General features: G+C 72.1%; 16 protein-coding genes and 1 pseudogene. 7 read left to right on the top strand and 10 right to left on the bottom strand.

Annotated elements, in window-relative coordinates; translation table 11 throughout:
* The 6 genes from VXC91_RS12530 to VXC91_RS12505 form a co-directional block, all read right to left on the bottom strand.
* The coding region (locus VXC91_RS12530; RefSeq protein WP_329507217.1) for a bifunctional DNA primase/polymerase at positions 1-617 on the bottom strand (617 nt) is incomplete at its 3' end.
* A gap of 151 nt (positions 618-768) precedes the next feature.
* On the bottom strand, positions 769-1134 hold the full coding sequence (locus VXC91_RS12525; RefSeq protein WP_329507216.1) for a hypothetical protein: 366 nt from the start codon (positions 1132-1134) through the stop codon (positions 769-771).
* 344 nt (positions 1135-1478) lie between these two features.
* Entirely contained in the window at positions 1479-2825 is a 1347-nt protein-coding gene (locus VXC91_RS12520) for an AAA domain-containing protein (RefSeq protein ID WP_329507220.1), read from the bottom strand.
* Between the two features lie 2 nt (positions 2826-2827).
* Positions 2828-4432 (bottom strand): hypothetical protein, encoded by a 1605-nt coding sequence (locus tag VXC91_RS12515; RefSeq protein ID WP_329507215.1) that lies wholly within the window; start codon positions 4430-4432, stop codon positions 2828-2830.
* Positions 4423-5676 (bottom strand): hypothetical protein, encoded by a 1254-nt coding sequence (locus VXC91_RS12510; RefSeq protein ID WP_329507214.1) that lies wholly within the window; start codon positions 5674-5676, stop codon positions 4423-4425. Before VXC91_RS12510 ends, VXC91_RS12515 begins: the two co-directional genes overlap by 10 nt.
* Positions 5627-6580 carry a phosphatase PAP2 family protein gene (locus VXC91_RS12505; RefSeq protein ID WP_329507213.1) on the bottom strand — a complete coding sequence of 318 codons (954 nt, stop codon included), beginning with the start codon at positions 6578-6580 and terminating at the stop codon, positions 5627-5629. Before VXC91_RS12505 ends, VXC91_RS12510 begins: the two co-directional genes overlap by 50 nt.
* A gap of 214 nt (positions 6581-6794) precedes the next feature.
* Here VXC91_RS12505 and VXC91_RS12500 point away from each other — a divergent pair, with 214 nt between their 5' ends.
* Positions 6795-7391, top strand: a complete 597-nt coding sequence (locus VXC91_RS12500) for a histidine phosphatase family protein (protein WP_329507212.1) — start codon at positions 6795-6797, stop codon at positions 7389-7391.
* Positions 7392-7414: 23 nt separating this feature from the next.
* Here VXC91_RS12500 and VXC91_RS12495 read toward each other — a convergent pair whose 3' ends face one another.
* Positions 7415-8878 carry a hypothetical protein gene (locus VXC91_RS12495; protein WP_329507211.1) on the bottom strand — a complete coding sequence of 488 codons (1464 nt, stop codon included), beginning with the start codon at positions 8876-8878 and terminating at the stop codon, positions 7415-7417.
* 303 nt (positions 8879-9181) lie between these two features.
* Here VXC91_RS12495 and VXC91_RS12490 point away from each other — a divergent pair, with 303 nt between their 5' ends.
* Entirely contained in the window at positions 9182-9616 is a 435-nt protein-coding gene (locus tag VXC91_RS12490; RefSeq protein ID WP_329507210.1) for a hypothetical protein, read from the top strand.
* An 83-nt stretch (positions 9617-9699) separates the two neighbouring features.
* Positions 9700-10566 carry a spermidine synthase gene (locus VXC91_RS12485; protein ID WP_329507209.1) on the top strand — a complete coding sequence of 289 codons (867 nt, stop codon included), beginning with the start codon at positions 9700-9702 and terminating at the stop codon, positions 10564-10566.
* A gap of 16 nt (positions 10567-10582) precedes the next feature.
* On the opposite strand, the gene VXC91_RS12480 is transcribed toward VXC91_RS12485, so the two are convergent.
* Positions 10583-11110, bottom strand: coding sequence for a hypothetical protein (locus VXC91_RS12480; RefSeq protein ID WP_329507208.1), 528 nt, complete (start codon positions 11108-11110; stop codon positions 10583-10585).
* 164 nt (positions 11111-11274) lie between these two features.
* Here VXC91_RS12480 and VXC91_RS12475 point away from each other — a divergent pair, with 164 nt between their 5' ends.
* From VXC91_RS12475 to VXC91_RS12465, 3 genes are all read left to right on the top strand, one after another.
* Positions 11275-11979: a response regulator transcription factor gene (locus VXC91_RS12475; RefSeq protein WP_329507207.1), complete on the top strand. Its 705-nt coding sequence runs from the start codon at positions 11275-11277 to the stop codon at positions 11977-11979.
* Positions 11976-13373: a sensor histidine kinase gene (locus VXC91_RS12470; protein ID WP_329507206.1), complete on the top strand. Its 1398-nt coding sequence runs from the start codon at positions 11976-11978 to the stop codon at positions 13371-13373. Before VXC91_RS12475 ends, VXC91_RS12470 begins: the two co-directional genes overlap by 4 nt.
* Before the next feature lie 110 nt (positions 13374-13483).
* Positions 13484-14947, top strand: coding sequence for a glycoside hydrolase family 18 protein (locus VXC91_RS12465; RefSeq protein ID WP_329507205.1), 1464 nt, complete (start codon positions 13484-13486; stop codon positions 14945-14947).
* 74 nt (positions 14948-15021) lie between these two features.
* On the opposite strand, the pseudogene VXC91_RS12460 reads toward VXC91_RS12465, so the two are convergent.
* Positions 15022-16476: pseudogene (locus VXC91_RS12460) on the bottom strand (GH1 family beta-glucosidase).
* Positions 16477-16601: 125 nt separating this feature from the next.
* Positions 16602-17645 carry a LacI family DNA-binding transcriptional regulator gene (locus VXC91_RS12455; RefSeq protein WP_329507204.1) on the bottom strand — a complete coding sequence of 348 codons (1044 nt, stop codon included), beginning with the start codon at positions 17643-17645 and terminating at the stop codon, positions 16602-16604.
* Between the two features lie 492 nt (positions 17646-18137).
* Between VXC91_RS12455 and VXC91_RS12450 the strand changes: the two genes are divergently transcribed.
* On the top strand, positions 18138-19460 hold the full coding sequence (locus VXC91_RS12450; protein ID WP_329507203.1) for an ABC transporter substrate-binding protein: 1323 nt from the start codon (positions 18138-18140) through the stop codon (positions 19458-19460).
* Positions 19461-19806: the final 346 nt, after the last annotated feature.

Raw genomic sequence — 19806 nt, 5'->3', positions numbered from 1 at the left:
CTGCTGACGTCGTAGACCTTAGCATCCTGGTCGGCGGGAGGAAAAATCGATATCCGTACAGCTGCGACAGGGGCCGTGCGGGCGGCTCGGACGGCCGCCCACAGTGCGACCTCCGGCCCGGGAAGCCACGGGTGGCAGGTGTCGGGCGCGACCAGCCAGCGGGATTCCGGGCGGGCGGCGGTGATGTCGGCGGGGTGGACCGCGGGCACGGTCACGGCGTCACCGGGCCCGTGGTACAGCAGCGGCGGAATCGGGGGGACACGGCCGCCCCACTCCTCCCAGTCGAGCAGCGCAGGCAGTCGGCGCGCCGTACCGGGTGACGCGAACAGCAGCATGCGTCCGCGGTGCTCGGCGACGGGCCCGGAGCCGGGGCCCTCGTCCCAGAGACGGTCGAGCATGCGTCGCCCGAAGACCGCGGGAGTGTTGACGATGTCGAACGCAATACCGCAGGACAGCACGACCGGGGCGGCGGGGCGCTCCGCCCAGTACGCGAGCGTGCTGCGGGGACAGGTTCCCGCCGAGGCGAGCCAGGCGGCTCCCTCCGAGGTGACGCCTGAGACGTCGAACCGGTCGGGAAGGTGTCGGCAGGGTTCGTCGCGAGGCGTTCGACTGCTCATGGCACCCAGATGTACCCGCAGTGAGCAGAGCGTCCCCGAGGGTTGGCGAAAACCGGGGCAGGAGGGGGCAGGACGGGGTATTGTGCCACCCGGCATATGTCAAAAGATCATTCGGGTGGGCGGCCGCGGGCGTCTCCCGCCGCCGCACCGTTCAGCCCAGGTTCTCCGGCCCGCTCGCCTCGACGCCGCGCATCAGGTCGCGGCCGAACTCCACCATCTTCTTGGCGTAGTCCTCGGTCCACTCCGCCTGTTCGGCGATCGCGGCCGGCGTCAACCGGTCGAAGCGGCGCGGATCGGCGAGCTGGGCCGCGGCGATCGCCTGGAACTCCACCGCCCGGTCCGTCGCCACGCGGAACGCCTGGGCCAGTTCCGTCGCGCGGGCCAGCAGGGCCCGTGGGTCGTCGATCGACTCCAGGTCGAAGAAGTGCTCCGGGTCGGAGACCGCCTCCGCCGGCTCGAAGAGCAGGGGCGCGGGGCGTAGCCGCGGCTCGTTCCGACGCGGCGTGGGCTCCGCCATGTCTTCTCCTCCTCGTAGGGTTCGAGTGGCGCCACCCTTCGGGTGGGCCACCGTCCATTGTCTCGCGGTGACGCAAGAGGGCCTGGAAGAACGGGGCCGCAGGCCACGTGCTTCCAGGCCGCAGCTCTCGCGCAGTCTCAAGGCCGCCCGGTCACGCGATGTTCCCGTCGCTCGAAATCCGTCGTCCGTCGGGGCGTTTTTGCCGGTCACGGCCTGCCGGGCGACGGAGTGTGCCGCTGGTCACGGTCCGCCCCGCCGTCCGGGTGAGCCGCTGGTCACGGATCACCCGGCAATCGGGCCGTGCGGGCGGTCACCGACAGCACGGCCGTCCGGTGGCCCGTCCGTCAGGGCCGCCAGGCCACCCGGTGCTCCGCCAGATGCGTCAGCACCGCGTGATTGGCCTCCCATCCGTCCGGAAACTTCACCGTCACCCCCAGCTGAACCGGTTCCGTCGACGGATGGTCGTCCAGCAGGTCCGAGACCCCCGCCCGGCACACCACGATGCACGCATGGCGGTGGCGGGAGGCCAGCACGCACAGGCGCCCGGTCTCCAGGTGGAACGCCGTCGCGTCCGGACGGCCCGACAGCGGATGCAGCACCACCGTGACGTCGAACTCCCGCCCCTGGAGCCGGTTGGCCGTGTCCACCGTCACATTCGTCACGCCGAGCTCCCCCAATGCCGAGCGCACCGACGCCGCCTGGTCCCGGTGCGCCGTGCCGACGGCGATCCGGTCCGCGGTCAGCGGCGCCGGCTCCGCGGCCCGCTCCGAGACCGACACCCCGCCCCGGTCCAGCAGACGCCGTACGACCAGGGCGACCGCCCGCACCGCCTCGGGATCCGTACGCGGGGTGTATCGGGCGGGCAGCTCGAGCAGCCCCCAGCCCGTCTCGGCCGCCTCGTCGATCACCCGGTCGGGTCCCGAGCCGTCGGAGGCGACGCCGAACGTGAGCCGCCGGTCTCCGTGCCCGGTACCGCTGCGGAACGGTGTGTACGGATAGAACGCGTCCGACACCAGCGGCGCCGCCGACGCCGGAAGCCGCCATGACACCGGCAGCCGGTGCTGCGGCAGCGTGGGGTTGTGGGCCAGGAGCGTGGTCACGGCGGACGCCGAGGGGTCGTACGAGAGCCCCGCCCACTGCTCCGCCCCGACGATCGCGAACGGGTCCAGCTGGCCGGGGTCGCCGACGAACAGGGCCCGCCCGAACAGACCCGCCACCGCCAGCAGCGCGTCGGAACGCATCTGGTACGCCTCGTCGACGATCGCGTGCGGCCACGGCTCGACGTCCTTGACATGTGCCCACTTGGCGGCGGTGGAGATCACGACGTCCAGACCGGCCAGATCGCCCGCCTTCGTCGACTTGCGGACGTGCGGCAGATCGTCGAGCGCGCTGTCGTACGGGTCCGGATCACTGCTGTGCAGCCGGCCGACCGGGAGCCCGGGATCCTTCTCCGCCAGCCGCAGCACCAGGTCGTCCACCTGCGCGTTGGTCTGCGCGATGACCATCAACGGCCGCCCGGCGGCCGCGAGTTCCTGCGCGGCCCGGACCACGAGCGTGGACTTCCCGGCGCCCGGTGGCGAGTCGACGACGACGCCGCGGTGCGCCCCGTGCAGCGTGTCGTGCAGGATCGCCTCGGTGGCCCGGGCGGCCGCGGTCCCCGGATCGAGGGCGCCGCCCGGTTGGGCGAACACGGTCACAGAACGTCCTCCTCGGTCACCGGATCCGGCTGCGGCAGGGCACCGTCCTCGCCCGGAGGCCCGCCGTGCGTCCAGGGCGTCTCCTCCGGATCGGGCAGCTTCGCCCCGCCGCGCTGTTCGTGCTCGAAGAGGGTGAAGCAGACGTGGTCGCCCTTCTCGGGCACGGAGCCGGCCTCCGGCTCCTTGCCGCGCCCCATCTTGTCGACGATGCGCAGGACCACAAGGCCGCCGCCCCCGGCGGGCTCCTCGTGTCCGACGAACTCGGCCCCCTGGGGCTTGCCGCCCAGCGACCGGTACACCTTGGTGCGTTCCCCGAGATGAGGCCGGTCCTCGGTCCGCACGGTCAGCAGCGGGCGCGGGCTGGGCCGCTTGCCCTCGCTGTACGTCATCACGACATCCGTGACCTCCCCCGCGAACGCCTCTCCGGACAGCCGCCGCCCGGCCATCACGAGCGGGTCGTCGAGCGCCTCCTGGGCGTCGAGACGGGCCTGTTCGCGCTCGCGTGCGGCGAGCTTGTTCGCGGCCGTGACCGCGTCGTCCCGGCGCGGCTGTGGCGGTTCGCCCGCAGCCACACGGTCCCGGTGGCCGGTGAACGACCAGCGGTCGCGCGTCCACCGGTCCGCCACGTGACCACCCTCCTCGAGCGCGCGCAGCAGGTCGAGTCCCCGCCAGACCGCGTCCCAGGTCGGACGCGTACGGCTCTCGACCAGCGCGCGGAGCGCGTGTTCGGCGGCGGTGAGTTCACCGAACCGCTCGTCCGCCTCGACGCCGTCCTCGGCGGCGGCGAGCCGGGTCCGCACCCGGTCGTAGCGCTCGATGGCCGGGGCGAGCAGCTTGTTGTCGAAGGCCGGGTCGGTGGCGGGCCCGGCGGGCGGGCACAGCAGCTGGCCGGCGCCGTCCCGTGCCCGCTCGGCCCGCAACGCCGCGTCCGCGCCCGAGGCGTCCTCCGGCGGGTCGATCCAGGCCAGCAGTGCGCCGAGGTGCTGGTCCTCCAGGCTGGACTGCCCGGTTGCCCAGTGCCGTGCCAGCAGATCGGTGACGGAGAGCAACAGCGAGGATCCCGGGACCCGGGAGCGCTCCCCGAAGTGCGTGAGCCACCGGCCCAGCAGCGGTACGCGCGGGGGCGCCGGGAACGGGGTCTCGGGGTCCTGCTCGGCGGTGCGGCGGAATCGCGTGGAGCGGCCGAGGAGCCGGACGAAGTCGATGCCTGCGCGGCTCGGCACGATCAACTGCGGTGCGTCCGCGCACAGGTCGACCTCGACCTTGACCCGCTTGCCGGTCTCCGGGTCGGTCTCGGAGCGCTCGGCGGGCTCGACCGCGTCGGCGAACGCGTCGATGTAGGGCAGGACGACGTCCGCGAGGTCGGTGAGGAACGCGAACCTGAGGTCGCGGTCGCGCGGCTGCGGCACCACGAGCAGCCGCGGCGTGTGCCGGTCGGTGCCGATGAGCGCGCCGAGCGGTGCCCCGGCCTCGCCCGCGGTGGTGAGCGGCACGAAGACGAGGGGCCGTTCGGACAGGTGCCGGTGCCGGACGGTGGCGACGGGCCGGGCGCGGCCGGACTGCACGGCCTCGAGCCGGGCGAGGGTCGCGATCAGCGACATACGGCGCCCTCCCGGCCGGCGAGTGCCCCGGCCCGCAGCTCCGCCGCCCTGCGCAGCGCCGCCACCGCCGGGTCGTCCGGGTCCCCGGCCGTCCCGTGGGCGGCGGCCAGGACCTCGTCCACTGTCTCCAGGCCGCCCAGCTCGGCCCGCAGCGACCGGCCGTAGGACGTGACCGCCCCCTCGGCTCGTGCGCGGTCCCGGCAGTGGAAGGCCAGTTCGCATGCGGCCAGGCACTCGGGCGCGTAGGTCGCCGGGACCGACTCCACCGCGGCGGTCAACGCCTTCCGGGGAAGGTCGGGTGCGAAGCACGTGCCCGGGGGGAGGTCGTCCGCGATCTCTTCGATACGGGTGAGGCGGGCCAGCTGGCGCCGGGTGACCGCGCGCTGTTTGCGGATGTCGACCGGGGACGCGGTCGGCAGGTTGCTGAAGTCCTTCGGGCAGACCAGCAGGATCCGGTGGCGCACCACGGGAGCGGGGACGCCGTCCTGGGCACTCTGCCTCCCGGGTGCCTCGGCCGGGGTCGGGGACGCGACCGTGTTCAGCCCTCCGGGCCCGCGCGCACTCTCTTCCTCGGCACCGCCGCCCTCCTCAGGCTCCGCGCCGAGGCGGGCGGCGACCTCCTCCAGGGCCAGCACATACACCGCGGACTGGCGGGCGGCCGCTCCCACCTTGGCCGGGTCGGCCGACCCGTCCAGCATCGGAAAGGACTTGATCTCCACGACGGTCCAGCTGCCGTCCGGGTGCACCACCACCGCATCCGGCTCCAGGAACGCGAGGGAACCCGCCACGGACAGGGCGAGCATGGGGTGGTCGAGCAGTGTCCAGCCACCCGCCTCGACAGCCTCCCGCAACGCCAGCGCCGTCCGGGCGGTGCGGCCTTCGGGGCCGACGGCGGTGAGGTCGGGGACGCGCGCTCCCTCCGGCGCGTCGGCGGTCGGGTCGAGCTTCTCGCGCACCAGCCGCAGCAGCTCCGCGCCGCCGTCGGCCTTGACCCGTGCCTCGAACGCGTTGCCCCGCATGAAGGCGAACTGCGACTGCCCGAACGCCGACGGGGCTCCCAGCGCTCCCGCCAGCGCCGCCTTGTCCACCCCCGCGCCGTCCAGGAGCGCGCGACGCCTGCACCCGGGGTTCGCGGCGAGCGCGGCGAGGGCGCGCGCGTCGAGCGCCTTGGGTTGTACGGACGGGCCGCGCAGGTCAGCGAGCCGCTGCCGCAGCGCCGTCCCCCGCGTCCGCGGGAGAGGCACCCGGCTCGGCTCCCGATCCGGAGCGGGAGATGCGCTGTCGGGGAATTCGCTCACCCGTCGAAGTCTGGCATCCTGCACTGACAACAGGGGAACCTGAGGTGCGCGGGGCATCCGCGGCGGGTACGGACGGACGCCGCAGCCGGGTGCGGAACACGTCCGCCGCACGCATCACCGACGGGGTGAGCAGGAAGCTGGCGCCCATGACGGCGACGCCCGCGACCGCGTCGAGCGAGTAGTGGTTCGCGGTGCCCATCACCACGATCGCGGTCAGCAGTGGGTAGGCGACACCCGCCGCCCTGGCCCAGCGCGTGCCGCCGTATCGCCACAGCATCACTCCGCACCACAGCGCCCAGCCGACGTGCAGGCTCGGCATCGCGGCGTACTGGTTCGTCATGCTGCCCAGGCCTCGCGGTGCGCTCGCGTCGCCGCCCCACCAGCCGTAGGAGCTGTACTGGGCCATCGTGTCGACGAAGCCGTGGCCCGGGGAGAGCAGCCGGGGCGGGCAGGTCGGCAGCAGCGTGAAGCCGATCAGACCGATGAACGTGGAGGTCATCAGCCAGGTGCGGGCCACTCGGAAGTGCTCCTGGCGCCGCCTGAACAGCCAGACCAGGATCGCCGGGGTCAAAAGGTAGTGCAGCGACGCGTACCAGAAGTCGGCCGGTACGCCGAGCCACGCCTCGCGGGTGAAGAGACGGTTCAGCGGGTGCTCGGCGTTGATGCGCAGCAGCTTCTCCAGGCGCAGTATCGCCAGGCCGTGGCCGACGGCGGAGGAGACGTCACCCCGGGCGAGCAGCCGTCCGGCGGAGTAGCAGAGGTACACCACCAGGATCAGGGACAGTTCGGTCCACCAGCGCAGCCGGGTCAGCGGGCTTCCCCCGATGCCTGGTGTCTCGGCCTGCGGCATCCGATTCGCCCTCCCCCTTCTGTTCTGCTGCGAGTCCCGTTGACCCGGTCTGCCACCTTACGGCGTATGCGCCCCCTCTTGAGGGGCATCCGGCCCTCAAGACGCAGAGATCGCCCGCCGGGTTGCCCGGGGGCGTAGTGCGCGATGATTGGTGTGACGTCCTTGTTGTGACGTCATTGTTGACTTTTGTTCGATTCATCCCGAAAGGTCGCTCATGGTACCGCGCATCCTGCTGGCCCGGCACGGACAGACGGAGTGGTCGCTGTCCGGCAAGCACACCGGCAGGACCGACGTACCGCTCCTGGAGGAGGGCAAGCGGGGCGCCGAGCTGCTGGGGGAGCGGCTGCACCGGGCACCGTTCGAAGGGCTGGGCGGCGTCGAGGTGCGCACGAGTCCGCTGGCACGCGCGCGTGAGACGTGCGAGCTCGCCGGGTTCGGTGAGCGGGCGAGCGAGTGGGACGCGTTGCTGGAGTGGGACTACGGCGCGTACGAGGGCATGACGCCGGCCGAGATCCAGGCGATCCGGCCGGGCTGGCTCATCTGGCGCGACGGGGTGCCCGAGGGGGAGACCCTGGCCGACGTCGGTGCGCGAGCGGACGAGGTCGTCGCCTGGGCCCGCGCGTCGGATCGCGACGTCCTGGTCTTCGCGCACGGGCACATCCTGCGCTCCATAGGGGCGCGGTGGCTCGGGCTGCCACTGGGGTTCGCCGCCCGCATCCGTCTCAACCCCACCTCCCTGTCGGTCCTCGGGTGGGCCTACGGGGAGCCGGCGATCGAGTCCTGGAACGACTGCGGTCACCTCGCGGGGTAGCCGCGCTCACTGCGGGGGCGCCTTCAGGCCGTGCGCGGCAGGGACGCGTGGCGGTCCAGGAACGCCGACACCCCCGATGCCCTGCGGTGCGGCAGCAGAACCCTCGCCGTGCCTGCCAGCATCGCCTGGATCCGGGACGACTGGACCTGGTCCAGGAGGTCCAGAACGCGTCGCCCGGCCTCGGCCGCCTCGTCGGGGCGGCCACCGCGGGCCAGGTCGTCGGCGAGTTCCGCGGTGTACAGGGCGATGTTCCGGGTGAAGTGCGGGTCCTGCAGATGAGCGGCCCGCCGGGCGTGCCGGGCCGCGCGCGGCCAGTCGCCCAGGGTCGACCAGCACTGCGCCTCGAGGCCCTCCAGTTCGGCCTCGCCGTAGAACGTCATCCATTCCGGGTCCACGGCCGACGTCCCCCGTTCGAACAGGGCTTGCGCCCGGGCCAGCGCCTGCTCACAGCCGACCCGGTCCGCGAGCCCCGCCCAGCCGCCCGCCTCGCGCAGGGCGAGCAGCGACATCAGGCGGTGGGAGCCGAGCGGGCGCGCGGCGCGCTGGGCCGCCTGCGCCGCCCGTACGGCCTCCCGGGGCCGGCCCGCGTCGCGGGCGAGGAACGCGGTGTTGCAGAACGCGTGTGCCTCCAGGCCCGGATCCCCGGACATCCGGGCCGTCGCCAGCGCCTCCGCGTAGTGCGAGCGGGCGTCGTCGAACCGCCCGGAGTCGTGTGCCAACCATCCGACCGAGATGGCCAGTTCGCCCGCGCCCGCGTACAGCCGGTCGGTGACCGACTGCCGGGTCGTGCCCGCGTCGAGCAGCGCGTACGCGGTGCGCAGGGGGGCCGCCGCGCGGCGGTACAGGCCGTCCGCGCCGTGCCGGTCGTCGAGCAGTCTGATCTTGCGTACGGCCTCCTCGAGGGCGCTCGCCTCGGACGAGCCCGCGCGATGGACGGGACGGCCGGCGGCCGCTGCCGCCCCGCCGCAGGTGAGGCCCAGAGGGCCGAAAGAGGCGGTCGCCACTGTGACGGTGCCGCCGGTCATGAATGCGCGACGTAGCACGTCGCTCTCCTCGTGGTTCTGTTCGTCGTACGCGTGTCCGTCGTACGACTCGTGCGTCTCGTAGGTGTCTGGCGTCTCATACGTCTCGTAGCCCTCACGTGTCTCACTTGGGGCATACGGACGGGGGGTGGTGTGTGCGGGGGGCGCCTCTTGGGTGGTTCGCGCCCCCCGGCCGCGCACCGCGGAGCGGGGTGCGAACCCCAGGTCCGTGAGTGTGCGTCCGGGGAACATGTGCAGGAACACCCGTTCGTAGGCGTAGTTGGGGCAACGGATCTCGCCGGCCTCCACGCGTCCGATGTACCGGGCGTCACAGCTGACCCGCTCGCCGATCTCCCGCGCGGCGCGTCGCACCGCCGCGGCGAACTCGCCCGGCGAGCGCTGTCCGCGCAGCTGCCGGAAGGCGAGGTTCGGCCGTGGTGGCCTGGGGTGCTGGGACGAGGTCATGGTCGGGCCCTCTCGTGCGAACCGTCGAACCATGCCGGATTCGGGATGACTTGCCCGCGTGGTGCCAGTTGGTTCCCTGCGTCCGGCGGTGCAAGAACGTACCTGTCCCGCGAGAGTCGTCACGCGAGGTTTGCCTACAAACCGGATATCTCATGCGCGATCTGCCATGAACTGCCATCCTTTACGGCGGTGTTGTGCCCGTTGCCGTTGACGTTCCGGCGCGTTTAACCCGATGGACCGGGAGCCCCCCGAACTCCCGACCCAACTCACTCGTCGAGGAGGGGTTCCGCCATGGAGGCCGGGATGCAGACCACGCAGAGCACCGATTTCCGTACGTCACCGTCGACCGCGCGGCACATGCCGACCCCGGAGTGCAGCGCAGCGCCACAGCAGGCGCCGGACCTCGTGACCGTTCCGGCCCGGCAGGGACTCGAGGCGGTCGACATCCTGCGCCGGGGCGCGGGCGACTGTGTCGGGCCCGTCCTCCACGACGACGGCTGCGACACCCTGGGCTTCCTGGTCCCGCCTGGCACCGCGGACGCCTGGGACGTCCCCGGCAGCACGTGTACCCAGACGCAGGCACGCGCCATCGGCCCCGCGGCTCCGGTACCTCCGGTCGAGGGCACGGGCTGGCTGCTGCCGCCGGGCGACGCGGAACTGGCCACGGACCCCGCGGTACTGCGGGAGGCCCTCGGAGAGGCGGCCCGGCTGCTCGAGGCGGCCGACAACTGTCGGTGAGCGTGCGCTGACGGTCCGGGTCGGCCGAGGACCCCGCGCACCGCCGGTGGGCCGCACTTCACCTTCCCCTCGATAATGGCTGAATGGGCAGGGCACGGAACGCGCGGCGCGGGCAGGCCGCAGAGGCCGTCGTCGAGACGGTCGAGGGCGGGCTCGCCCAGCTGATACCCGACCGGGACCGGGTGCGCGCCTGGAGCCTCCTCATCGACGGCGCTCCCCAGTCGCACGTCGATCTCGACGACCCGGCCTACCTCGCGTTCGAATACCAGCGCCGCCTCGGTCATGTCATCGACCTGGCCGCCCCGCCCGGCCGCCCGGTGCACGCCGTCCACCTCGGCGGCGGCGCCTTCACCCTCGCCCGCTACACCGCCGCCACCCGGCCCCGCTCCACCCAGCAGGTCGTCGAGCGTGACGCGGCGCTCGTCCAACTCGTGCGGCGCGCCCTGCCCTTGGATCCGAACGCCCGCATCCGGGTACGCTCCACGGACGCCCGCGAAGGGCTCGCCAAGGTGCCGGACGGCTGGGCGGACCTGGTCATCGTGGATGTGTTCAGCGGGGCGCGCACCCCGGCGCATCTGACGTCGGTCGAGTTCCTCACCGATGTGCGCAGGGTGCTGAACGACGGCGGCCAGTACTTGGCCAACCTCGCCGACGGGCCACCGCTCGCTCATCTGCGCGGTCAGATCTCGACCGCTGCGGCCGTCTTCCCCGAACTCGCCCTGATCGCCGACCCCGCCGTACTGCGCGGCAAGCGTTTCGGGAACGCGGTCCTCGTCGCCTCCGCCAACCCGCTTCCGGTCGCCGAACTGACCCGCCGTGCCGCCTCGGACCCGCACCCGGCGCGCGTCGAGCACGGCAGGGCGCTGACCGACTTCACCGGGGGCGCGGCGGCGGTCACGGACGCGGCGGCCGTGGCCTCACCGGCCCCGCCGCCGTCGGTCTTCCGCTGACCCGGGTGCCCGGCCCTCAGTAGGTCCAGATCTCCACGTGCGGCGGACCGTCGTGCCACGTGCAGAACACCGACACCCGGTTCACGCCGGAGGCGAACTCGACCCGGATCCATGTCTCCGTCTTCCACACCTGCATCGACCAACCGGGCCCGGGCGTGGCCGACACCAAGGACGCGGACCTGCTGCCCAGGTCGAAGACCGCGCGCCCGCCGTCGGTGTCGTAACTCTTCACGCGGCCGTCCCAGGAGGGGGACGAGGACGCTGCCGGAGTGGGACGCGGACCAGCGCCGGCCGTCTTCGTCGGGGTCGGTGTCGGGCTCGGCGCGGGCTTGCGGCTCGTGCTCCTCGACGACTCGGGCCGCTCCGTCGGCGAAGTCACCGGCTTCGCGCCCTGCGCGGTCGCACCGCCCGCCGTGATGGGCAGGGCGCGTGGCGGATCGTATGCGGTCCCGGCCATCACCGTATGGACGCCCCACCACGACAGCGTGACCGCCGCTCCCGTGGCGAGCGACCACGCCAGTACGTGTACGAGTCCTCTGACCATCCCCGCCATACTGCCCCACACGCCCCACCTGTGTCTCACGGGTCGCACACAGTTCCGGTCGTCCCCTTGCGGCGCGGGGGAGTTGACCCCTTATCACGGGATCCCCCCGGTCGGCTTCGCCCGACCGGGGGGATCCCGTCCCCTCATGGCGTACGGTGCCGCCCATGGCACGTGTGCTCGTGGTCGAGGACGACCAGTTCGTACGCTCGGCGCTCATCAGGCATCTGACGGAGGCCGGGCACACCGTGCGCAGCGTCGGCACCGCCCTGGAGGCGCTGCGCGAGGTCGCCCACCTCCCGTTCGACGTCGTGATCCTCGACCTCGGACTGCCCGATCTGGACGGGTCGGAGGCGCTGAAGATGCTGCGCGGCATCACCGACGTACCGGTGATCATCGCTACCGCACGCGACGACGAGACGGAGATCGTCCGCCTGCTCAACGCGGGCGCGGACGACTATCTGACCAAGCCCTTCTCGGTCGAGCACCTGTCGGCACGGATCGCGGCGGTGCTGCGCCGGACCCGCGCCGCCACCGCGGAGGCCGCGCCGCCGTCGGTCGTCCGGGTCGGCGGCCTCGCGATCGATCCGCTGCGCCGCCTCGCGGAACTGGACGGCGCACCACTGGACCTGACTCGCCGTGAGTTCGACCTGCTCGCCTTCCTCGCCGGCCGGCCCGGCGTCGTCGTACCGCGCAGGGAACTGCTCGCCGAGGTGTGGCAGCAGTCGTACGGGGACGACCAGACCATCGACGTCCATCTCTCCTGGCTCAGGCGGAAGCTGGGCGAGACGGCGGCGAAGCCGCGCTATCTGCACACTTTGCGGGGAGTCGGCGTGAAGCTGGAACCACCGAGGGCGGAGCCGCTGACATGAGGTGGGCGCTGGTCAAGGTCTGCGTGGCGGTGACCACCATGGTCGTCGTCGCCTTCGCGGTCCCGCTCGGGCTCGTCATCAAGGAGATGGCACGCGACCGTGCCTTCTCGAACGCGGAGCGGGAGGCCGCGGCGATCGCGCCCGCGCTGTCCATCACCACCGACCGCGACCAGTTGGAGAAGGTGGTCGCCTCGGCGGGCCCCGGCGACGGGATGGCCGTGCACATTCCGGCCGGCGAGGGCACGAAGGCCGTCGACATCGGGCCCGGTCGCGCCGTGGCCAAGGACATCGCGACCACCCGCCGGCTGGGCCGGGCGTCCATCGCCGAGGTCCCGGGCGGCTCGGCGTTGCTCCAGCCCACCGCGCTCAGCTCCGGTGCCATCGCCGTCGTCGAGGTGTACGTCCCGGAGTCCGAGGTGTCGAACGGCGTCGCAACGGCCTGGGGGGTGCTCGCCGCGGTCGGCGTCGCGCTGGTCATCGGCTCGGTCGCGGTCGCCGACCGGCTCGGCGTCCGGATGGTGCAGCCCGCCCAGCGCCTGGTCGAGGGCGCACACGAGTTGGGGGAGGGAAAACTCGGGGCGCGGGTCCCGGAGGAGGGGCCGGCCGAACTGCGCCTCGCGGCCGTTGCGTTCAACTCGATGGCCGACCAGGTCGTCCAACTCCTGGCCGGCGAACGGGAACTGGCGGCCGACCTCTCCCACCGGCTGCGCACACCGCTGACCGTGCTGCGGCTGAACGCGGCCTCGCTCGGCGACGGCCCGGCCGCCGAGCAGACACGGGAGGCGGTGGCGCAACTGGAACGCGAGGTCGACACGATCATCCGTACGGCACGGGAGGCCAAGCCGCAGACCGCGGCGGCAGGTCCGGGCGCCGGGTGCGACGCGGCCGAAGTGGTGCGGGAGCGGATGGAGTTCTGGTCGGCGCTCGCCGAGGACGAGGGCCGCAAGTGGCGGGTGGCCGGGGTCGGCCGACCGGTGCGCATCCCCGTGGGCCGGGCCGATCTCGCGGCCGCGCTCGACGCGCTGCTCGGGAACGTCTTCCGGCACACACCCGAGGGCACGGCGTTCGCGGTCGATGTGCACAACGGCGAGGACGCGGTGATCGTGCTGGTGTCCGACGCCGGGCCCGGCATCCTCGACCCGGAGGCCGCGATGGCCCGGGGACGCGGCTCGGGCAGCGCCGGATCGACGGGCCTCGGCCTGGACATCGTGCGGAGGCTCGCCGAGTCGACCGGCGGGGACGTGCGCATCGGCTCGTCCGTGCTGGGCGGCACGGAGGTGCGCATCTGGTTCCAGCTCGACGGGCGGGCCCCGGTGCGGCGCGGGCACCGGGTGCGCCGCAGACGGTCCGGCACATCGGTCTCTCCCTTTAACCGGCCCCGATCCCTTCCTTAAGCGCACCCTAAGATCCTCAACTGCCGTCCAGATGATCTGATTTGCGCGATTCAGGCTCGCTAGCGTGCTGCCGTACCCCACCCCCCGTGAGCAGCGAAGGCAGGCACGCGATGAGCAGTACGCACCGGCGCAGGATCAGCGGCAGGAACACGGTGATCGGCGGCATCGTCGCCGCCTCCGTCGTGGGCGGCGGAGCGCTCCTGGTCACCGGCACCGCGCAGGCTGCCGGCGTGGGTGCCGTCTACACCAGGACGAGTGACTGGTCCACGGGCTACACCGCGCAGTACGTCGTCTCGAACGACAGCGACCGCACCGAGTCCGACTGGACGCTGCAGTTCGACCTGCCGTCCGGTGCGAAGCTCAGCTCGCTGTGGAACGGCACATCGACGGTGAGCGGGCAGTACGTCACCGTCAAGCCGCCCACCTGGGACAAGGACGGGCTGGCGGCCGGCGAGTCGGTGACCGTCGGCTTCGTCGTGACCGGCTCCGGGAACCCGACCGGCTGCCTCGTCGACGGCGCCAAGTGTTCCGCCGACGACGGTGCGACGCCGGAGCCGAGCGGCCGTCCGACGCAGTCGGCGACCCCCACCGGGACCCCCACCGCGAAGCCGACCCCGACCGCGACGGCGACCGCCACGCCGGCTCCGACCGCCTCTCGAACCCCCGGTTCCGGGATGGGCGCGAGCGCCGGTTTCGCCCCGTACGTCGACACCTCCCTCTACCCGGCCTTCGACCTGATCGCCTCGGCCGACGCGACGGGCGTGAAGGAATACAACCTGGCCTTCGTCACCGACGGCGGCGGCTGCACTCCCAAGTGGGGCGGTGTCACCGCCATCGGCAGTGACGCCGTGGCCGCGCAGACCGGCGCCCTGCGCGCCAAGGGCGGCGACGTCCGGGTCTCCTTCGGCGGCGCCTCAGGCTCGGAACTGGCCACGGCCTGCTCCTCGGCGGACGCGCTGGCCGCGGCGTACGGGAAGGTCGTGGACGCCTACAAGCTCACCAAGGTCGACTTCGACGTGGAGGGCGGCGCGCTGCCGAACACCGCCGCCAACACCCGTCGCGCCCAGGCCATCGCCGAGCTCCAGCGCCGGCACCCGGGTCTGGACGTGTCGTTCACCCTCCCCGTGATGCCGGAGGGCCTGACCCAGGACGGCGTGAACCTTGTCGCCGACGCCAAGTCCAACGGTGTGAAGATCTCCACGGTCAACATCATGGCGATGGACTACGGAGCCGCGTACAGCGGTGACATGGGCACCTACGCCGAACAGGCCGCCACCGCCACTCAGGCCCAGATCAAGAGTGTGCTCGGACTCTCCGACGGTGCGGCCTGGAAGACGGTCGCGGTCACCCCGATGATCGGCGTCAACGACGTGTCGTCGGAGATCTTCAAGGTCGACGACGCCGCCCAGCTCGTGGGCTTCGCCAAGTCGAAGGGCCTGGGCGGGCTGTCGATGTGGTCGGCCACGCGGGACAAGCAGTGCGAGGGCGGTGCCAAGCCCACGGCGGACGCGACGTGCAGCTCGGTCGTCCAGGACAGGTTCGCCTTCTCGAGGGCGTTCGCCGCCTTCAAGTAGGGCCAGGCCCATCGAACCGGATCCCGGATCGCCGGGGACGCGGCACCTCCCTCCCGCGCCGCGTCCCCGGGCGGTCAGTCCTGCGGCGGCGGCAGCTTTCCGGTGCGGGCCGCCAGGGAGTACCAGTGCGCGCTCGACTTCGGCTGCCGGGCAAGCGTCGCGTAGTCCACGTAGACCACCCCGAACCGCTTGCTGTAGCCGTGCACCCACTCGAAGTTGTCCATCAGGGACCACAGGTAGTAGCCGCGCACGTGCGCACCGTCCGCGATGGCACGGCGGATCTCCGACAGATGGCTGTGCAGGTACGCGATCCGCTCGGGGTCGTGGACGCGCCCGTCCGGGTCGGGCTTGTCGTCGTAGGCCGCGCCGTTCTCCGTCACGTACAGCGGCAGCCCCGGCACCTCCCGGGTGTACCGCATGATCAGCTCGTGCAGGCCCGCCGGGTCGATGCTCCAGCTCATCTCCGTGCGCCTGCCTGGGCTCTGATGGAAGGTCACGTCCTGGGCACCCGGCCAGGGCGAGCCCGCGGCTTTGCCGCGACCGTCCGACCGCGGGCGGCCCGCAGCCGTCGCCGCCGACACGAGAGTCGGGGTGTAGTAGTTGAGGCCCAGTGCGTCCAGCGGCTGGTTGATCGCCGCCGGATCGCCGTCGTGGACGTAGGATCAGTCCGTGAGCGACGACGTCGCCGTGAGCAGTGTCTCCGGGTACGCCCCGTGCAGCATCGGGCCGTGGAAGACGCCGTTCGCCAGATCGTCGATCTTCCGCCCCGCCGCCAGGTCCGCCGGGTCCTGTGACACCGTCCGCACCGCGCACGAGTTGAGGCTGATCGCCACGGTGTTGCGGGCCGGCATCACAGACCGGAGCGCGGACGCACCGAGGCCGTGGGCCAGATTCAGATGGTGGGCCGCGCGCAGTGACGCCGCAGCGTCGGTGCGGCCCGGAGCGTGCACCCCGGAGCCGTAGCCCAGGAACGCGCTGCACCAGGGCTCGTTCAGAGTGATCCACTGCTGGACGCGGTCGCCCAGCGCCTCACCCACCAGCAGCGCGTACTCGGCGAACCGGAAGGCGGTCTCGCGCCGCGGCCAGCCGCCCGCGTTCTCCAGGTCCTGCGGCAGGTCCCAGTGGTAGAGGGTGATCGCCGGCTTGATGTCGTGCGCGAGCAGCTCGTCCACCAGACGGCGGTAGAAGTCCAGGCCCCGCTGGACCACCGGGCCCCGGCCGGTCGGCTGCACCCGCGACCACGAGACCGAGAAGCGGTAGGCGTTCAGGCCCAGTTCGGCCATGAGCGCGACGTCGTCGCGGTAGCGGTGGTAGTGGTCGACGGCTGTGTCACCGGTCTCGCCGCTGACCGTCTTGCCCGGTGTGTGGCTGAAGGTGTCCCAGATGGAAGGCGTGCGGCCGATCTCCCGCACCGCACCCTCGACCTGGTACGCGGACGTGGCGGCACCCCAGAGGAAGGCGCGGGGGAACGTCACGGGTGGCGCGGACACGGTCATCGTGGGAGCTCTCCTGGGTTCGGCTGACCCCATTGTGCATGGGAGCGCTCCCATGGGGAAGGGGTGCGAGGCAGGAAGTCTCCTCGGGGTGAGCCTCCGGCGCCGGTGGCGCGATGAGGCAGGCGCCGCCCTCGGGCCCGTCGCGTGGGCGGCGCCGCTCAGGCGGACTTCCGGACCACCAGTTCCGTCGGCAGGACGACCTCCCGGTGGCCCTTGCCCCGCTGGGCGATCTCCTCCAGCAGGAGTCGCGCCATGGTGCGGCCCATCTCCTCGATCGGCTGGCGCACGCTGGTCAGCGGTGGATCGGTGTGCCGGGCCACGATCGAGTCGTCGAAACCGATGACGGCGACGTCGTCGGGCACCCGCCGCCCCGCCGCGCGCAGTTCGAGTACGGCACCCGATGCCGTCACGTCGGAGGCGGCGAAGACGGCGTCGAGACGGGGGCGCCGGCGCAGCAGTTCACGCATGGCTGCCCGCCCGCCCTCCTCCGTGAAGTCGCCGACCGCGATCAACTCCTCGTCGACGGTGATGCCCGCTGTCTGCAGGGCCTCCCGGTAGCCGTCGAGCCGGGCGCGGGCGACGTCCATGTCCAACGGTCCCGTGATGGTGGCGATGGTCCGCCGGTTCCCCTCCAGCAGATGCCGGACCGCGGCCCGGGCGCCGCCTCCGTTGTCCGCGCGGACGTGTCCCAGGGGCTCCGGATCGCCGCGCCGTCCGGCCAGCACGGTCGGGATCGCCAACTCGTCCAGAAGGTCCGGGAGCGTGTCGTCGCGGTGGACGGCCATCATCAGCACGCCGTCCACCCGTTGTTCGGTCAGGTAGGTGGCAAGCCGTGCGCGCTCGCTCTCGTCGCGGACCAGCACCAGCAGCAACTGCATGCCGGCGCCCGAGAGCCCGGAGGACACGCCTCGGATGATCGCCGAGAAGTACGGCTCGGAGAAGAGCCGGGTCTCGGACTCGGGGACGACCAGGGCGACCGAGTCCGTACGGCGGGTGACCAGGGAACGGGCGGCGCGGTTGGGAACGTAGCCGAGTTCGGCGATCGCCTGCTCCACGGCCGCCCGGGAGCGGGCGCTCACTTTCGGGGAGCCGTTGATCACCCGGGAGACCGTGCCGCGGCCGACACCGGCACGAGCGGCCACGGCGTCCAGCGTCGGGCGCCGGACGTGGGCGGCCTCGGGCGGCTGTGTGGCAGAACTCATTGTTCACCTTCCGGCGTTCTGTAAGGAGTGCTTCATTGTGACTCGGAATTTTCGGAGAACGCTTCCACGAGCGGGCCGGCCCAGCGGATCCGCACCCGCATACCGCTCGTGACCTGCGGGGATTTGGGCACAGATCGGCGGATGCCGGGGCCTTGAGCGATCCACGGCACGACACGTTCACGTGACGTACGGGACACGCTCGCGCAACATCGGTGTTTTCAAGTCTTGACACGTGGCCCGTCAGGAAGGAGTCTTCCGGCATGCCGCGTGGGAGCGGTCCCACGGATCGCCGGGGGGCGTCTCGCGCGGCCCCGAAGCACCGATGGCCTTTCCCTCTACCTCGCATGGCACACCGTTGACCAGCATCTTCGCACTGCACGCCCGTGCTGTGGGCTGGCCGCTGCTCGAATCGAGAGGGGCAGGTCCGGACTGTCGACCGCCGGCGGTCCGAATCCTGAGGTCCCGTTCCCCACTGGAACAAGGAGTAGTGGAATGCGCATAACTGGCACCGGCGGCGGTCGTGGCCGCAGAGCGGCGGTCCTGACCACCTCGGCCCTGGCGGCCTCGGCCCTGCTGCTCACGGGCTGCAGCAGCGACGACGGCGACTCGGACGCCTCCGGGTCCGACGGCAACATCACCCTCACCGTGGCCGATTTCGGGCAGTTCGGCTACAAGGAAGCCGGTCTGTTCGCCCAGTACCACAAGCTCCACCCGAAGATCACGGTGAAGGAAGAGACCACCGCCAACGAGCAGGACTATTACCCGAAGCTCCTTCAGCAGCTGAACACGGGCAGCGGCCTGGCGGACGTCACCGGCATCGAGGTCGGCCGCATCAAGGAGGTCGTCGACACCCAGGCCGACAAGTTCAGCGATCTGAGCAAGTCGATCAACGTGAGCGACTGGGTGTCCTGGAAGGAGAAGCAGGCCACCACGAAGGACGGCGCGGTCATCGGCGCGGGCACCGACATCGGTCCCATGTCGCTGTGCTACCGCAAGGACCTCTTCGAGAAGGCCGGTCTGCCGACCGACCGTGAGGCCGTCGCCAAGGCCGTCGCGGGTGGCTGGGAGGACTACCTCAAGCTCGGTGAGCAGTACAAGAAGAAGGCCCCCTCCGGGACCTACTTCATGGACTCCGCGAGCGCCATGTACAACGCGGTCGTCAGCTCCGACGCCAAGCAGTACTACGACGCCGACGGCAAGCCGATCTACAAGGACAGCCCGGCCGTTCAGCAGGGCTGGAGCCTGGCCGCCGAGGCCGCCGCGAAGAAGCTGACCGAGGGTCTGCCGCAGTTCACCGACGCATGGACGGCGGCGCTGCGCAAGGGCTCCGTGGCCACCGTTGCGTGCCCCGCGTGGATGGCCAACCAGATCTCCAACAACTCCGGTGACGCCTACAAGGGCAAGTGGGACATCTCCCGCGCGCCCGGTTCGACCGCGGCCAACTGGGGTGGCTCCTTCCTGTCCGTCCCCAAGAGCGGCAAGCACGTCAAGGAGGCCACCGACCTGGTGAAGTGGCTGACGGCCCCTGAGCAGCAGGCCGCCGTGTTCAAGGCTGCCGGCATCTTCCCCTCGAACCAGGGCGCTTATGAGCTCCCCGACGTGAAGAACGCGAAGCTCGCCTACTTCAGCGACGCCCCCATCGGCCAGATCTACGCCGAGGAGGCCAAGTCGATCCCCGAGGCCGTGCTCGGCCCGAAGGACGGCGTGATCAAGGACACGATCTCCACGCAGATCAACAACATGGAGCAGCGGGGCACCAAGCCCGCTGACGCGTGGAAGGCCGCGACCGACACGATTGACAAGGCGATCGGCTGACGCTCGCCGGTGCGGGCGGCTCGGCGGCCGCCCGCACCGGCCCGGGCGCAGGGGCCGGTCCGGCGGATCCCACGGTAGGAAGGGTCCGTCCGTGTCCGGTCGAGCGCCCGGCTCCGTACGGGCGCAGGGCGTCACGGCGCCTGCCGGTGCGGCACCTGGTGCCGCACCGGCCCGTGGTCCCTGTGCCCGCCGGTGCTTGTCCGGCAGCGCGATCGGGCCCGGCACCTGAGCGACAGGGCCGGGCATCCGGCGGCCGGGTCCCGCACCGCACGGACTTCAAGGCCCGGGCGCGAAGCGGGCCGGTGCCGAACCGACGCGCTTCGCGGCGCGACGGGGCCGGCGCCCG

This window comes from Streptomyces chiangmaiensis (genome assembly GCF_036281785.1).
Classification (GTDB): Bacteria; Actinomycetota; Actinomycetes; order Streptomycetales; family Streptomycetaceae; genus Streptomyces; species Streptomyces chiangmaiensis.
The sequence above is the reverse complement of the archived record's forward strand: the minus strand, read 5'-3'. Positions and strand labels throughout refer to the sequence as shown.

Bases quoted from the DNA above. Each gene is read 5' to 3' on its own strand.
- VXC91_RS12480 (WP_329507208.1), bottom strand. From the start codon at position 11,110: ATGGTCAGAGGACTCGTACACGTACTGGCGTGGTCGCTCGCCACGGGA.
- VXC91_RS12490 (WP_329507210.1), top strand. From the start codon at position 9,182: ATGCAGACCACGCAGAGCACCGATTTCCGTACGTCACCGTCGACCGCG.
- VXC91_RS12455 (WP_329507204.1), bottom strand. From the start codon at position 17,645: ATGAGTTCTGCCACACAGCCGCCCGAGGCCGCCCACGTCCGGCGCCCG.
- VXC91_RS12450 (WP_329507203.1), top strand. From the start codon at position 18,138: ATGCGCATAACTGGCACCGGCGGCGGTCGTGGCCGCAGAGCGGCGGTC.
- VXC91_RS12495 (WP_329507211.1), bottom strand. From the start codon at position 8,878: ATGACCTCGTCCCAGCACCCCAGGCCACCACGGCCGAACCTCGCCTTC.
- VXC91_RS12470 (WP_329507206.1), top strand. From the start codon at position 11,976: ATGAGGTGGGCGCTGGTCAAGGTCTGCGTGGCGGTGACCACCATGGTC.
- VXC91_RS12485 (WP_329507209.1), top strand. From the start codon at position 9,700: ATGGGCAGGGCACGGAACGCGCGGCGCGGGCAGGCCGCAGAGGCCGTC.
- VXC91_RS12500 (WP_329507212.1), top strand. From the start codon at position 6,795: ATGGTACCGCGCATCCTGCTGGCCCGGCACGGACAGACGGAGTGGTCG.
- VXC91_RS12475 (WP_329507207.1), top strand. From the start codon at position 11,275: ATGGCACGTGTGCTCGTGGTCGAGGACGACCAGTTCGTACGCTCGGCG.
- VXC91_RS12525 (WP_329507216.1), bottom strand. From the start codon at position 1,134: ATGGCGGAGCCCACGCCGCGTCGGAACGAGCCGCGGCTACGCCCCGCG.
- VXC91_RS12505 (WP_329507213.1), bottom strand. From the start codon at position 6,580: ATGCCGCAGGCCGAGACACCAGGCATCGGGGGAAGCCCGCTGACCCGG.
- VXC91_RS12465 (WP_329507205.1), top strand. From the start codon at position 13,484: ATGAGCAGTACGCACCGGCGCAGGATCAGCGGCAGGAACACGGTGATC.
- VXC91_RS12515 (WP_329507215.1), bottom strand. From the start codon at position 4,432: ATGTCGCTGATCGCGACCCTCGCCCGGCTCGAGGCCGTGCAGTCCGGC.